This window comes from Plantactinospora endophytica, from assembly GCF_016862915.1.
Lineage (GTDB): Bacteria > Actinomycetota > Actinomycetes > Mycobacteriales > Micromonosporaceae > Plantactinospora > Plantactinospora endophytica.
Map to the genome: position 1 here is coordinate 204,770 of NZ_BONW01000041.1, position 14,228 is coordinate 218,997.

The 14,228-nt window shown below is 72.8% G+C and carries 14 protein-coding genes; 9 read left to right on the forward strand and 5 right to left on the reverse strand.

All coding sequences use genetic code 11. The features are described 5' to 3' along the window. Positions 1–84: 84 nt before the first annotated feature. Complete coding sequence (locus tag Pen02_RS34405) at positions 85–1,092, reverse strand: M20/M25/M40 family metallo-hydrolase (protein ID WP_203870339.1); 1,008 nt, start codon at positions 1,090–1,092, stop codon at positions 85–87. A gap of 289 nt (positions 1,093–1,381) precedes the next feature. Between Pen02_RS34405 and Pen02_RS34410 the strand changes: the two genes are divergently transcribed. After that, positions 1,382–1,855, forward strand: a complete 474-nt coding sequence (locus Pen02_RS34410; protein WP_203870340.1) for a GNAT family N-acetyltransferase — start codon at positions 1,382–1,384, stop codon at positions 1,853–1,855. Positions 1,856–1,960: 105 nt separating this feature from the next. Here Pen02_RS34410 and Pen02_RS34415 read toward each other — a convergent pair whose 3' ends face one another. From Pen02_RS34415 to Pen02_RS34430, 4 genes are all read right to left on the reverse strand, one after another. Beyond that, a complete protein-coding gene (locus Pen02_RS34415; RefSeq protein WP_203870341.1) occupies positions 1,961–3,166 on the reverse strand; it encodes a hypothetical protein in 1,206 nt (401 codons plus the stop codon). Between the two features lie 301 nt (positions 3,167–3,467). Continuing rightward, positions 3,468–4,724 (reverse strand): NAD(P)/FAD-dependent oxidoreductase, encoded by a 1,257-nt coding sequence (locus Pen02_RS34420; RefSeq protein WP_203870342.1) that lies wholly within the window; start codon positions 4,722–4,724, stop codon positions 3,468–3,470. Further along, complete coding sequence (locus Pen02_RS34425; RefSeq protein ID WP_203870343.1) at positions 4,721–4,918, reverse strand: ferredoxin; 198 nt, start codon at positions 4,916–4,918, stop codon at positions 4,721–4,723. Before Pen02_RS34425 ends, Pen02_RS34420 begins: the two co-directional genes overlap by 4 nt. After that, positions 4,915–6,129: a cytochrome P450 gene (locus Pen02_RS34430; RefSeq protein WP_203870344.1), complete on the reverse strand. Its 1,215-nt coding sequence runs from the start codon at positions 6,127–6,129 to the stop codon at positions 4,915–4,917. Before Pen02_RS34430 ends, Pen02_RS34425 begins: the two co-directional genes overlap by 4 nt. Before the next feature lie 188 nt (positions 6,130–6,317). Between Pen02_RS34430 and Pen02_RS34435 the strand changes: the two genes are divergently transcribed. From Pen02_RS34435 to Pen02_RS34470, 8 genes are all read left to right on the forward strand, one after another. Beyond that, on the forward strand, positions 6,318–7,091 hold the full coding sequence (locus Pen02_RS34435; RefSeq protein ID WP_203870345.1) for an IclR family transcriptional regulator: 774 nt from the start codon (positions 6,318–6,320) through the stop codon (positions 7,089–7,091). A gap of 219 nt (positions 7,092–7,310) precedes the next feature. After that, positions 7,311–8,312 (forward strand): amidohydrolase family protein, encoded by a 1,002-nt coding sequence (locus Pen02_RS34440; protein ID WP_203870346.1) that lies wholly within the window; start codon positions 7,311–7,313, stop codon positions 8,310–8,312. Between the two features lie 69 nt (positions 8,313–8,381). Next, a complete protein-coding gene (locus tag Pen02_RS34445; RefSeq protein ID WP_203870347.1) occupies positions 8,382–9,413 on the forward strand; it encodes a DODA-type extradiol aromatic ring-opening family dioxygenase in 1,032 nt (343 codons plus the stop codon). Continuing rightward, positions 9,410–10,078, forward strand: coding sequence for an RraA family protein (locus Pen02_RS34450; protein ID WP_203870348.1), 669 nt, complete (start codon positions 9,410–9,412; stop codon positions 10,076–10,078). The genes Pen02_RS34445 and Pen02_RS34450 overlap by 4 nt, the downstream gene beginning before the upstream one ends. A gap of 142 nt (positions 10,079–10,220) precedes the next feature. Continuing rightward, on the forward strand, positions 10,221–10,865 hold the full coding sequence (locus tag Pen02_RS34455) for an RraA family protein (RefSeq protein ID WP_203870349.1): 645 nt from the start codon (positions 10,221–10,223) through the stop codon (positions 10,863–10,865). Next, entirely contained in the window at positions 10,865–11,509 is a 645-nt protein-coding gene (locus tag Pen02_RS34460; protein WP_203870350.1) for a 4-carboxy-4-hydroxy-2-oxoadipate aldolase/oxaloacetate decarboxylase, read from the forward strand. The genes Pen02_RS34455 and Pen02_RS34460 overlap by 1 nt, the downstream gene beginning before the upstream one ends. A gap of 174 nt (positions 11,510–11,683) precedes the next feature. Beyond that, positions 11,684–12,952: an FAD-dependent oxidoreductase gene (locus tag Pen02_RS34465; protein ID WP_203870351.1), complete on the forward strand. Its 1,269-nt coding sequence runs from the start codon at positions 11,684–11,686 to the stop codon at positions 12,950–12,952. A 68-nt stretch (positions 12,953–13,020) separates the two neighbouring features. Further along, on the forward strand, positions 13,021–14,181 hold the full coding sequence (locus tag Pen02_RS34470) for a cupin domain-containing protein (RefSeq protein ID WP_203870352.1): 1,161 nt from the start codon (positions 13,021–13,023) through the stop codon (positions 14,179–14,181). The last annotated feature ends 47 nt before the right edge of the window (positions 14,182–14,228 follow it).

Genomic DNA, 14,228 nt, shown 5'->3' on the forward strand with positions numbered 1-14,228 from the left:
GATTCCCGGCCCAGCGGCCGCCGTCGGGCTGACCGGTTCTCGGCCCCGTCCGGTCGCGGTCGGGCTGACCGGTCGGCACCGGGTTCAACGGAGGCCGAGGTGGGCCAGGCTGACGGCGGTGGCAGCGGCGATGTCGGCGATCCGCCGGTAGTCGAGGGTCTCCGGGGTGTCGCTCGGCTGGTGGTAGTGCGGGTTGCGGAAGTCGGCGGTGTCGGTGATCTGGATCGCGGGTACTCCGACGTCCCAGAACGGCTGGTGGTCGCTGCGGGCGAAGTGCTCGGTCGCCGGCACGTACCGGCGGAGCAGCGGGCCGGCGAGCCGGAGGTCGAGCGCGTCCCGGGCCAGTAGCGCCGTACCGGGACCGGCGAGGTGGGTCAGGCACTCGCCGAACAGCCGGGCCAACCGCCCCGCCGACTGCCGGTACGCCACCAGCGTCCAGTCGCCGCGCCAGTCGCGCTGCCGGATCCGGCGCCGCTGCGCGGGATAGACCACACCGGCGCCCGGCGGCAGTACCTGGCTGCACGGCAGGGTCGAGTAGAACCCGATGCACTCGAAGACCACCACCGCAGCCGGCCGGTCTGCCGGACCCAACTCGCCGGCCATCGCCCGGGAGCCGTGCAGCCCGGTCTCCTCCTCGTCGAAGACGGCCAGCCGGACGTGCCGGTCCAGCCCGTACGCCGGCAGCACCCGGGCAAGTTCCAGCAGGCAGGCCACGCCGGAGGCGTTGTCGTCGGCACCGGGACTGCCCGGCACGGTGTCCAGGTGTGCGCCGATCAGCACGACCGGGCCGGGCCGGGTGCGGGTTCCGTCCTCGCCCGGCGGGTCGGCCAGCAGGTTGACCCCGGCCACCGAGTCGCCCGGCACGGTGAACTTCCGTCGGCCGACCCGCCAGCCGGCCCGCTCCAACTCCTCGGCCACGTACGACTCGGCCCTGGTCATCGCCGGTGCCGCGTGGTACCGGCCGCGGGGCACCGCCAGCCGCTCCACGTGCCGGCGCAGCCGTTCCTCGTCGACACCGCCGCGCACCGTGGTCAACCGCTCGACGACGGCGGGTGGCAGGGGACGTAGCCGTGGCTGGGCGGTGAGGACCATCCATGCCTCCGTACGCGGATCGCGGACACCGTTCCTGCGATCATGGCCGGTCCCCGCAACCTCGATCGATCCCTGCTCTGGCCCGCCCCGCGCCCGTGCCGGCGCCGTACCCATGTCCCGCCGGTGCCGGCGCCGCACCCGCGTCCAACCCGTGCCCGCGCGAAAGTCGGGCCGGCTCCCGTGTCGGTGCACCCTGTTACGTTGCCGCCGAACCACCGACGAGCAGGCTCGGGTTCGCCGGTTCGCCGGATCGGCGGGGGCCACCCGACCGGGAAGTGGAGGTACCGCCATGGGCATTGTCGCGCTGCGGCCGGTGCGGGACGCTGACCTCGCCGCGCTGTTCGCGCAGTGGCGCGATCCGGTGGCGGTCCGGATGGCGGCCTTCACGGTCGCGGATCCGGACGACCGGGCGGCGTTCGACGCCAAACTGGCCCGGCTGCGCAGCTCCGCCGACGTCGTGCTGCGGGCCGTCACCTGGAACGGCGCGCTCGTCGGCAGCGTCGGCAGCTTCGTCGTCGACGGCGACACCGAGATCACCTACTGGATCGACCGCGCGGCCTGGGGGCGCGGCATTGCGACTGCGGCGCTGGCCCTGCTGCTCGACCTGGTCACCGTCCGGCCGCTGCACGCCCGGGTGGCCAGCGACAACGCCGGTTCGCTGCGGGTACTCCGGAAGGCCGGCTTCGAGGCGGTGGGCGTCGAGACCTCGTTCGCCAACGGCCGACAGGCCGAGATCGAGGAGACCGTACTCCGGCTGGGCTGACCCGAGCTGCCCGTCCGGTGCCGGGTTCGGTCACCCCACAGCATCGTCGGATCGACGGTTCCATGGCCCGCGAGGTCGTCACCGGGGCCGGTGGTGCCCGGCGACCTAACGGGGCTGGTTCGCCTGGTCGGCGCCCGGCACCACCGGCCAGCGTCGCCAGACGGCGACGTGCAGCACGACACCGAGCGCGAGGAAGTTCAGCGCCGACAGCGCGACCCAGGCGTCGGCGGACGCCCGCCGCCAGTGGATCTGCGTCGCATAGCTCGACAGGGCCGCATAGAGCACGGCGGCGACCAGGACGATCAGCAGCAGCGTGACCAGCCGGCCCGGACCGGGGTGCAGCCGACTCGCCGGCCATCCGTCGAAGAGCATCGACACCAGCAACGCGCTGGCGATCACCGTACCGCCGACCGCGTTGATCCGGTCCGGACCGACTCCGGCCAGCGACCAGACGAGCAGGAAGCTGGCGGCGGCGCTGGCGGCGATCGTGGCGTTGCCGGCGGCCAGCCGTACGGCGGGGTGGCGCAGCAGCGTGAACGGCCAGCCGCGCAGCGCCACGAAGAACATCACCTGCCAGACCCCGAGGATCAGCAGCAGCGCGCTGTACGCGGCGGCCGGCAGCGGCCCCTGCGGATTGCGCAGTCGCTCGGCGGTACGCAGCGCGGCCGGCACGTCGTCCAGGTTGACCAGCAGCAGGTAGGCGGCGACGGAGATCGCGAGCGACAGCAGCAGCGCGGCCGTACCGCCCCAGAACCAGCCGAGCCGGCGGATGGGCCGGCCCTCGCAGACCAGGGTCAGGTGCAGCAGCACCGTGAACGCCCCGGCGCCGAGCGCGAGGGTGACCGGAAAGGTGGGCGGATGACCGGGGCCCGGATCGGCGCTGAACACGCCGTGCAGGTCGACCTGGCTGGTGACGGCCTGGCCGAGGAGTGTCAGGGCGATCGCGCTGGCGGCGATGACCAGGGTGTCGGTCAGCCCCGACCAGCCTGGCCGGAGCCGGCTGCCCGGCCAGTCCTGCCACCAGAAGGCGACGGTGGCGATCACCGGCAGGGCGAAGGTGGTCAGCGGGCCGAGGACCAGCAGCGACCTCTCCGCCGAGCCGAGCGCGAAGGCGAAGAGGAAGAAGAACGGTACGACGAACGTCAGCCCGGCCAGCCCGAGGGTCGGCTGGCTCCCCGGCGGCTGTGTGGGCAGGTGCGGACCGATGTGCCGGGCGACGCCCGGACCAGGGGTGGGTGTCGTACGCCGACGCCAGCCGCCGTACGGTCGCACCGGCCCGTCCCGGTCGTCCGGTTGCTGCGATGAAGTCATGGACCGCCGACCACCAGATCCTGGCGCGTGCCGCGACGCGCGCTCGTGCTTCCCCGCACTCCGCGCCCCGGTCCAGCCCTTGTCGGCGGTGCACCGGCCCGGCCGATCCGGAAGTGGTGCGGGCCGCGTCGAGCGCCAACATTACGCAGGTCAGACCCGTCGTGTCGGGGTTCGTGGGGATTCGGCCCGGACGTGCGCTCGCCGAGGACGCCGTCGTCTCGCTCTGACGAAGCTGGTCAGGCTCCAGGTCAGCTCCTGGCGCGACCGGGCTGCCGGGTCGCTCTCCGGCCCGCCGAGCGGCTCAGCCGAACAGGGCGGTCGCCTCGGCGAGGGTGGCGCCGGACCGGACCGCGGTACGCAGCTTCGGCAGCGTCTCCGGCATGCCGAAGGCGAGTGCGGCGCTGACCCGCCCACCGGCATGGCGTACGGCGACGAAGCGTTCGCCGTCCGGTGACCGGTGCAGCACGGTGCTCTCGTCGTCGGGCCCGGCCAGCCCGACGAGCTGTACCTTCAGCCCGTAGTGGTCGGTCCAGACGTACGGCGTCTGGGCGGTGACCCGGCGGTCGGCGGGCGGCCGGAGCAGGTTGTACGCGACGACTCCGGCCTGCTCGACCGCGCTGGTCCAGTGCTCGACCCGCCGTGGCTCGACGTGCCCGGCGACCGGCCAGCGGGCCACGTCGCCGACGGCCCAGACCGCCGGGTCGGTGCTGGTGACCCCGGTGCCGTCGCAGCGAACCCCGTCGGTCAGCTCCAGCGAGCTGCCCCGCAGCCAGCCGGTGTTCGGCAGTACGCCGATCCCGACCACCACCAGGTCGGCGTCGAGCAGCGTGCCGTCGTCGAGTTCGACGGTGGTCACCCGGTCGGCGCCGTGCACGGCGCGGACCGCCCGTCCGGTGTGGAACCGGACGCCGTGCCGGCGGTGCAGGTCGAGCAGGGCGGTGCCGGCGAGCGTACCGAGTTGCGCGGCGAGCGGGTCGGGGCGTGGCTCGACGACGGTGACCGGCAGGCCGCGCCGGGCGGCGGCCGAGGCGAGTTCGGTGCCGATGAAACCCGCCCCGACCACCACCACCCGGGGTGCGGTGTCGAAGGCGTCCCGGATCGCCGTCGCGTCGTCGAGCCGGCGCAGGTCGTAGACGCCGGTGTCGGGGGTCGGGAACGGCCACGGGCGGGGTGCCGCCCCGGTCGCCACCACCAGGGCGTCGAAGTCGATCCGGGCGCCGGAGCGGAGTACCACCGCCCGGCCCGGCTGGTCGAGGGCCTCGGCCGGGTCGCCGAGCCGGACCTCGATGCCCTGCTCGGCGAGCTGTTCCGGGCTGGCCAGCCGGGTCCGGTCCGGCGTCCACTCGCCGAGGAGTACCTGCTTGGAGAGCGGCGGGCGGTCGTACGGCAGCCAGGGCTCGGCACCGACCAGCGTTATCGTCCCGGCGAACCCGTTGCGGCGCAGGCCCAGCGCGGTGCGTACCCCGGCCAGCGACGCGCCGACCACGACGACCCGGTCCGGCGGTCGATGGTCCGGGGCGACGGCCTGCCCGCCGGTCACGCCGGCAACGTCGGTCACGCCGGGCCGACCTCGATGGCCTGGGCCGGGCAGAGGAACTGGGCGTCGGAGAGGTCGTCGGCGAGGTCGTCGTCGGCCTCGGTCAGGTGGTCGAGGTCGCCGTCGTCGGTGAACCGGAACACCGAGGGGACCCGTTCGACGCACTGGCCGTGCAGCTCGCAGTGCGCCCGGTCCACCGCCACCCGCAGGCTCACGCCGGCACCTCCCCGGTCGGCCGGAACACCAGCCGGGCCGGCAGCGAGGTCGGACCGTGGTTGATGAAGCTGGCCAGGTACGGCACCTCGTCCGGCGGGGTGAGCGGGGTGATCTCGGTGACCCGGTCGAGCAGGGTCTCGACCACCACGACTCCTTCCAGCCGGGCCAGCGAGGAGCCGATGCAGGCGTGCGGTCCCTTGCCGAAGGCCAGGTGTGCGGCGGCGTTGGGCCGGTCGAGCTTGAGGTGCGGGCACTGTTCCCAGGCGGCGGGGTCGCGGTTGGCGGCCTGGTAGAGCACCAGCAGCCGGGAGCCGGCCGGGATCTCGGTGCCGCCGACCACCGAGTCTTCCAGCGCGAGCCGGTAGAAGCCCTGGATCGGCGATTCGAGCCGCAGCGACTCCTCGATGAACCGGGGGATCAGCGCCGGCTCGGCCCGGAGCCGGTCGGCGATCCCGGGGTTCTCGGCGAGCAGCTTCATGCTGCTGGCCAGGTGGTGGGTGGTGGTGATGTTGCCGGCGATCAGCAGCTCGATGGTGAAGCTGACCGCCTCGCGCCGGGTCAGTTCGCCGGCCCGGTCCGCCGCGACGATGGTGGAGAGGACGTCGTCGCCGGCCCGGCCGTCGTGTCGGTTCATCAGGGCGTCCATGTACCCGGTGAACTCGCGCTGCACCCGGTCCCGCTTCTCCGGGTCGGCGGCGTGTCCGCCGAGCGATCCGGTGATCTCCTCGGACCAGGCCCGGAACTTGTCCACGTCGTCGGCGGGTACCCCGAGCAGGGCGCTGATCACGCGTACCGGGAGCGGGGCGGCGATCCGTTCGACCAGGTCGACGGGGTCGATGCCGCGTAGCGCGTCGACGTGTTGCTCGGCGATCCGCCGCACCACCGGCTCCCAACTCCGTACCTGGGACGGGGTGAAGGCGCGGTTGACGATCGAGCGCCGGGTGGCGTGCACCGGGTCGTCGGAGAGCAGCAGCAGCGGGCGGAGCCGGTTCGGGTCGTCGTTCGGCGACGGTGGCGGGTTTCCGACAGTGATGGTCGAGGAGAACCGCTTGGCGTCCCGGAGTACCCGGCTGACGTCCTCGTGGCCGGAGACCACGTACGCGCTCACCTCGGGGGCGAAATGCACGCCTTTCGCCCGTAGCTCGTCGTAGACGGAACCCGGGTCGCGCAACGCCTCCGGGGCGAGTCCTACCAGGTCGGCCAGTGACATGGAACAATCTCCCATCGACCAGCGGCGCGATGCCCAGGGATCTGCGCCTTCCAGTGGCGGAGCACCCCGGTGCTGGCGCTCGAAACGCGTCGTCGCCCGGTCGTGGGTAGCGCGGGTGGTCGGTGCTCTCGGGCAGAAACCTACGTCGGGAGTCTGCACAGTAGCAAGACCCTGGCTATCATTCCGCCATGAAGAATGAGCCGGCCGTTCCGCCGTATCACATCGCATCGGTCGACCACGCCCTGCGGCTCCTGCTGCTGCTGAAGACCAAGCCGAGCATCCGGGTCGCGGAGGCGGCCGACGAACTGAACGTCGCCCGCTCCACCGCACACCGGCTGCTGGCGATGCTCGTCTACCGCGGTTTCGCGGCGCAGAATCCGACCACCCGGGCGTACCACCCCGGGCCGGTGCTGATCGAGGTCGGGATGGGCGCGCTGTCCAAGCTCGACGTCCGGCGCAAGGCCCGGCCGTACCTGGAACGCCTGGTGGCGACGACCGGGGAGACCGCGAGCCTGCAGATTCTGGAGGGCAGCCACGTCCGGTTCGTCGACTCGGTCGAGTCCGCCAACGCCGTCCGGGTCGCCAGTCGGGCCGGGGTCAGCCTGCCGGCGCACGCCTCGTCCGGCGGCAAGGTGCTGCTCGCCGGCATGTCGTTGGAGGCGGTGCAGCGGCTCTATCCGCACGAGAAGCTGGAGCAGGTGACCGAGGCGACCAACACCGAGCGGAGCACCCTGTTCGAGGAGTTGGCCGAGGCCAGGGCGCAGGGGTACTCGGTCAACCACGGGGAGAGCGAGCCGGGGCTGGTCGCGGTGGGCGTACCGTTGCCGGATCGCAGCGGTGCCCCGGTCGCCTCGCTGACCATCGCCGGCCCGACCGCCCGGATGGGGCCGGAAGGGGTGAACCGGGCGGTGGAGGCGCTCCGGGAGGCGGCCCGGGAGTTGAGCGAGAGCCTCTACCGCTGACCAGGCACGTTCTGTCGGCACCTAGCAGGCTGTTCCGCTGATCAGAATAACTGAGCCTGCTATTCCCTAGAGCGATGCACCGGGGCTAGCGTGTGGGCACTGCGTGGTCGCACCCGGCGTCGTCGCCGCCGTGACCGGGCCTGCGCCCGGATGCGCCGTCGACGAGGCCGGGGGCGACCGCCCCTCCACCGCGGTCACCACCAGCCCCGGGAGCGGCACATGTTCATCGACGTCCACGGCCACGTCAGCGCGCCGAGCGAGCTGTACGCGTACAAGGCCGGCCTGCTGTCGCACCGCGGCGCGCACGGCCGGGGCGGCGCGGGAATCAGCGACGACCGGCTCCGGGCCGCGCTGCACGAGCCGAACCCGAGCTTCGGCGGCGAGTCGCACCTGGCCCACCTGGCCGCCGCCGGCATCGACCTCCAGCTCATCTCCCCCCGGCCGTACCAGTCGATGCACAGCGAGTCGCCGGCCTTCCTGGTCGACTGGTTCACCGCCGAGACCAACGACGTCATCCACCGGGTCTGCCAACTCGAACCCGGGCTGTTCCGAGGCGTCGCCGGACTGCCGCAGAGCATGGAGACCGACCCGGCCACCTGGACCCGCGAGCTGCGCCGCTGCGTCCAGGAACTCGGCTTCGTCGGCGCGATGCTCAACCCCGACCCGTACGAGGGGACGCGCCAGCCGCCCGGACTCGGCGACCGGTTCTGGTACCCGGTCTGGGAGGCGCTCTGCGAACTCGACGTACCGGCGCTGATCCACTCGGCCGGCTGCCGCGCCCCGGCCCGGGAGAGCTACTCGCTGCACTTCATCCAGGAGGAGACGCTCGCCGTTATCGGCCTGTTGCAGTCCAGCGTCTTCACCGACTTTCCCGACCTGAAGATCATCGTCTCGCACGGCGGCGGGGCGATCCCGTACCAGCGGGGTCGGTTCGCCCCGGGTGCGCTGCGCAAGGGCCAGCGCTTCGAGGACAACCTGCGCAAACTCTGGTACGACACCTGCCTCTACACCCGCGACTCGATCGAGCTGCTGTTGAAGGCCGTCGGGGTGGACCGCTGCCTGTTCGGCACCGAGAAGCCGGGCACCGGCTCGATGCGTGACCCGGAGACCGGGCGCTGGATCGACGACATCCACCTGCTGATCAACGACATCGAGTGGCTGGACGACAAGCAGCGTACCCAGCTCTTCGAGACCAACGCCCGCGAGCTGTTCCGGCTGTAGCGGATCGAGACCAGCGCCCGCGAGCCGTTCCGGCGGTGGCCGGGACGGGCGCGGGGGAGAGGAGCAGCCATGGCAGAGATCGTGGTGGGAATCGGCACCTCGCACGGGCCGCTGCTGAACACCCCGCCGGACCAGTGGGGGCAGCGGGCCGCCGCCGACCGGCGCAACCCGGCGCTGGCGTTCCGGGGCGAGGACTACACCTTCGACCAGCTCGCCGAGCTGCGCGAGGACTTCACCGCCGAGAACACCCCGGAGGAACGCCGGCAGCGGCATCAGCGCTGCCGGGAGGCGATCGACGCGCTCGGCGACGTGGTACGCACCGCCGCGCCGGACGTGCTGGTGGTGGTGAGCAGCGACCACAAGGAGACCTTCACCGACGAACTGTTGCCGCGGTTCGCCTTCTACTACGGCGCCACGATGCGGCACGAGCCGTTCAAGCCGGAGCACCTGGCCGAGATGCCGCCCGGACTGGCCATTGCCGAGGTGGCGAACGTGCCGACCGAGAGCACCGTCCGGCAGTGCCACCCCGAGCTGGCCGTACACCTGATCCGCTCGACCAGCGAGCAGGGCTTCGACCCGAGCGCGTCGAAGGAACTGCCGGCCGGCAAGTACGGCGACCACGGCATCCCGCACGGCTGGGGTTTCGTCTACCAGAACATCCTCGGCGGCTCCGGCGACATCCCGTTCGTACCGCTCTTCGTCAACACGTTCTGGGAGCCGAACCCGCCGAGCGCGGCCCGGTGCTGGCAGTTCGGCCTGGCGCTGGGCCGGGCCATCGCCTCGTTCCCCGGTGACCTCCGGGTCGGGCTGGCCGCCTCCGGTGGGCTGAGCCACTTCGTCGTGGACGAGGAGCTGGACCGGGCCTTCCTCGACGCGCTGCTCCGGGACGACGGCGAACACCTCGCCGGACTGTCCGCGTCGCTGCTCCGCTCCGGTACCTCCGAACTGCGCAACTGGATCGTGGTGGCCGGTGCGATGCGGGGCAGCGGGCTGGTCCCCCGGTTGGTCGACTACCAGCCCTGCTACCGCTCCGAGGCGGGCACCGGCAACGCGATGGGCTTCGTGGCCTGGGAACCCGCCACCCCGGCGAGTGCGGCATGACCGGGCCGGACGACACCGCGTTGCGGGACCGGATCGCCCGGCTGGACAGTTGTGCGCTCTCCGACGCGCTGGACACCCTGGGGCTGGCCGGCGCGACGACCGGGATCCGTCCACTCTGGCCGGTCCGGGAGGCGGTGCTGGGTACGGTCCGGACCGTACGCGCCGGACCCCGCCGGGACGGGCAGCCGGCCGCGCACATCGCGGCGGCGGCGGTCGACTCCTCCGGCCCCGGCCAGGTACTCGTGATCGCCAACGAGGGCCGGCTCGACGTCTCCTGCTGGGGCGGCATCCTGGCGCTGGCCGCCACCGGGCGCGGGATCGGCGGCGTGGTGATCGACGGGGCGTGCCGGGACATCGCCGAGAGCGAGCAACTCGACTTCCCGGTCTTCGGCCGGGCGGTGGTGCCGGTCAGCGCCCGGGGCCGGATCGTGCAGCTCGGCATGGACGAGCGGATCGAGGTGGCCGGCGTCTCCGTGCACAGCGGGGACTGGGTCCTCGCCGACCGCAACGGGGTGGTCTTCGTTCCCGCCGCCGAGGCGGAGCGGGTGGTCGCGCTGGCCGAGCGGATCGTGCGGCGCGAGGAGGGCATGGCCGAGGCGGTACGGGCCGGCCAGCCGGTCGACCAGGTGATGCACGACAGCAAGTTCCCCTCGGTGGAGGAGTGACGATGAGCGGGACGGATCGGTCCGGACGGGTGGCCGTCGCGGGCATCTCGGCGTTCGGGAGGGGTCGACACGTGCCGTCGGCGACGGGTCGGTTCGGGCGGGTGGCCGTACCGGGCACCGGGCGACGGAGCGGGGTCGGGGCATGAACCACCCGCTGGCGGCGTACTCGACCGCGACGGTCTCCGACGCGCTCGACCGGTTGGGCCGCCCCGGCAGCCTGCTCGGCATCGCGCCACTCACCGACGGCGTACGGCTGTGCGGGCGGGCCTTCACGGTCCGGTACGTCACCGCCGGTCATCCGGCCGGCAGCGTCGGCGACTACCTCGACGACGTACCGGCCGGGCAGGTGGTGGTGCTCGACAACGGCGGGCGTACCGACTGCACCGTCTGGGGCGACATCCTCACCGCCATGGCGCACGACCGGGGGGTGGCCGGCACCGTCATCGACGGGGTCTGCCGGGACGTCGCCCGGGCGCTCGGCGTCGGCTATCCGCTCTACTCCCGGGGTCGGTTCATGCGGACCGGCAAGGACCGGGTCGAGGTCTCCGACGTGGGCCGACCGGTCACCGTCGGCGGGGTGCAGGTCGCGGCCGGGCAACTGCTGCTCGGCGACGCGGACGGGGTGCTGGCGGTACCGCCGGACGTCGAGGACGAGGTGCTCGCGCTGGCCGAACGGATCCACACCAGCGAGGAGGCGATCGTGGCCGAGATCCTGGTCGGGACCAGCCTGGCCGAGGCCCGCCGCCGACACGGCTACCACCAGCTACAACGCCGGGTGGAGGAGTGATGACGGCACCGGGCGCACCGTCGAGCGCCGCGGTGGCGGCGGAGCTGCTGGACCTCGGCACCGCCACGGTCTACGAGGCGTCGCGGCAGGAGTGCTTCCTGCCGTACACCCTGCGGCCGGCCTGGCCCGGCGCCCGGGTGGCCGGTCCGGCGCTGCCGGTGCGGACGGCGCCGGCCGACAACCTGCCGCTGCACATCGCCGTCGAGGCGGCCCGGCCGGGTCAGGTGCTGGTGGTGGCCGCGCAGGGCGAGCCGTGCGGCTACTGGGGCGAGGTGCTCACCGTCGCCGCCCAGCAGCGCGGCATCCGCGGACTGGTGATCGACGGCGGGGTCCGGGACACCGCCGCGCTGGCCGCCCTGGACTTTCCGACGTTCAGCACGTCGGTCGCGGTGCGCGGCACGGTCAAGGACGATCCGGGTACGGTCGGCGCGCCGATCCTGCTCGGCGGGGTTCCGGTGCGCGACGGCGACCTGGTGCTGGCCGACCCCGACGGCGTACTGGTGCTGCCGGCCGAGCGGGTCGACGCGGTACTCGCCGCAGCCCGGCAGCGTCAGGCCGACGAGCGGCGCTATCTCGACCGGATCCGGCAGGGCGAACTGACCCTGGACATCTACCGACTGCGTGACCGGTACGCCGCCACCTGAGCCGTACACCTGCGCCCCTCCCGGTCGACCGTGGGTCGGCCGGGCGGTGCCGGTTGGCCGGCCGACCGAGCACAGTGGTCGGTCGCTCGGTGACCGCGCTGGGCAAGTGTTCCGGTTTGCAGAATCTCTACTCCATCTCTTCCGGTAATAAGAATCGTGGCTACGATGACACACATGTCCATGACGATTCCGACCGACGCCACGGCGCCGGTGCTCGTCGTCGGGGCCGGCCCGGTCGGCGTGACCGCCGCCGCGGAGTTGGTACGCCACGGTGTGCCGGTCGTGCTGGTCGAGGCCGAACCCGAGCCGAAGACCGACTGGCGGGCGTCGACCTTCCATCCGCCGACCCTGGAACTCCTCGGTGAACTCGGCATCGTCGACCGGATGATCGCCGAGGGCCTGGTGGTGCCCCGGTTCCAGCACCGGGACCGGGACGCGGGCCTGGTCGCCGAGTTCGACTTCGGGCTGCTCCGGGACGAGACCGCCTACCCGTACCGGTTGCAGCTCAACCAGCAGCACCTGGTCCGGATGCTGGTCGAGCGGCTGCGGTCGGCGGAGTCGACCCCGCTGGCCCGGCTCGTCTTCGGCGCCCGGGTGCTCGGCGTACGCGAGACCGGCGACGGAGTGGCGGTGACCGTCCGGACCGACGACGGCGAGACCGAACTCCACGGGTCGCACCTGATCGGCGCCGACGGCGCGAACAGCACCGTCCGGCAGACCCTCGGCATCGGCTTCGAGGGGCACACCTATCCCGAGCGGTTCCTCATCGTCAGCACCTCGACCGACCTGCGGGAGATGATCCCCGGCCTGGCCGACGTCAACTACGTGGCCGACCCGCGCGAGTGGCTGTTCCTGTTGCACACCAGGGAATCCTGGCGGGCGGTCTATCCGGTGCCGGTCGACCAGCCGCGCGAGGTCGCACTCGACCCGGCCACCCTCCAGGCGCAGCTCCAGAAGATCGCGCCCCGGGCCGACGGCTATCCGATCGTCGACCGGCAGATCTACAACGTGCACCAGCGGGTCGCCTCGACGTTCCGGCTGGGCAACGTGGTGATCGTCGGAGACGCCGCGCACATCAACAGCCCGGTCGGCGGGGTCGGCCTGAACAGCGGGATCCACGACGCGATGGACGTGGTCCGCCGGATCGTCCGGATCAGGGCCGGCGCGGACGCCGATGCCGAGCTGACCGCGTTCGCGACGGTGCGCCGTCGGGTCGCGCTCGACTACGTGCAGGCGGACACGCACCGCAACACCGAGCGGCTGAAGGAGACCGACCCGGCCCGCCGGCAGGCCAACCAGGACGAGCTGCGGGCCATCGTCGCCGATCCGGACCGGCACCGGAGCTGGGTCCGCCGGGCGTCGCTGCTGGAGAGCGTACGACGGTTCGGCATCGCCCGCGCCCCGGAGCCCACCGACACCTCGGAACCGGCCGGCGCCGCATGACGTACACCGACCACACCGACTCCGGTGCCGTCCGGGACATCCCTGGGGAAGGGGACGAGGGATCCACCATGATCTCTGACAACTCCGCTGGCGTGCAGGACGCCACCGACGAGGAGCTGGCGCGGCTCTACCGCGACCTCGCCGCGCTCGACCTGCATCCACTGTGGAACATCACCGGCGAGCTGCTGACCGAGACGCCCCGCCCCAAGGCGGTGCCGTGGCTCTGGAACGGCGCACAGCTCCGGGCCCTCGGCGAACGGGCGATCGACCTGGTACCCGTCGAACGCGGCGGCGAACGCCGGGTGCTCAGCCTCGGCAACCCGGGCCTCGGCGGCCGGCCGTACGCCGTCGGCACGCTCTGGGGCGCGATCCAGTGCCTGGGCCCGCGCGAGACCGCCCCGGCGCACCGGCACTCGCCCGGCGCCATCCGGTTCGTACTGGCCGGCAGCGGAGTCTGGACCACCGTCGACGGCGACGCCTGCGACATGCACCCCGGCGACCTGATCCTGACCCCGAGCATGCACTGGCACGACCACACCAACGGCGGTACCGAGTCGATGGTCTGGTTCGACGGGCTCGACCTGCCGATGATCGAGGCGCTCGACGGGGTGTTCTTCGAGGAGTACCCGGAGTTCGCCCAGCCGCAGCCGGCCGACCGCAACGTCTCCGAGGCCGCGCACGCCGCGCATCCCGGGCGGTTCCGGACCGGCGCGGTCACCGACGAGCTGGACCCCCGGTCGTCGCGGCTGCTGGTCTACCGCTGGACCGACACCGATGCCGAGCTGACCAGGCTGGCCGCCGAGGCCGACCAGGCGCCGGTCAGCATCGAGTTCACCAACCCGGAGTCGGGGGCGAGTGTGCTGCCGACGCTGAGTTGCAGCATGCACCGCGTACCGGCCGGCCGGGCGACCGAGCCCCGGCAGCAGACCGGCAACGCGATCTGGGTGGTCTTCCGGGGCGAGGGACACAGCGTGATCGGCGGCCAGCGCTTCGACTGGGCGCCCGGCGACATGTTCGTGGTGCCGTCCTGGGTACCGGTCGAGCACCACGCCGCCACCCCGACCGACCTGTTCCGGCTCACCGACGCGCCGGTACTGCGTGCGCTCGGCATCTACCGGGAACGCGCGCTCGACGACCCGCAGCCGGTCACCGGCACCTTCACCGCCCGCGCCGTCGCGGGCGACGACCAGGCCGTCCCCACCACCGTCCCCGTCGGGGAGGCCCGGTGAGTCTGCGGAACAGGCCGGTTCTGCGAGCCAGGCAGTCACGAACGGAA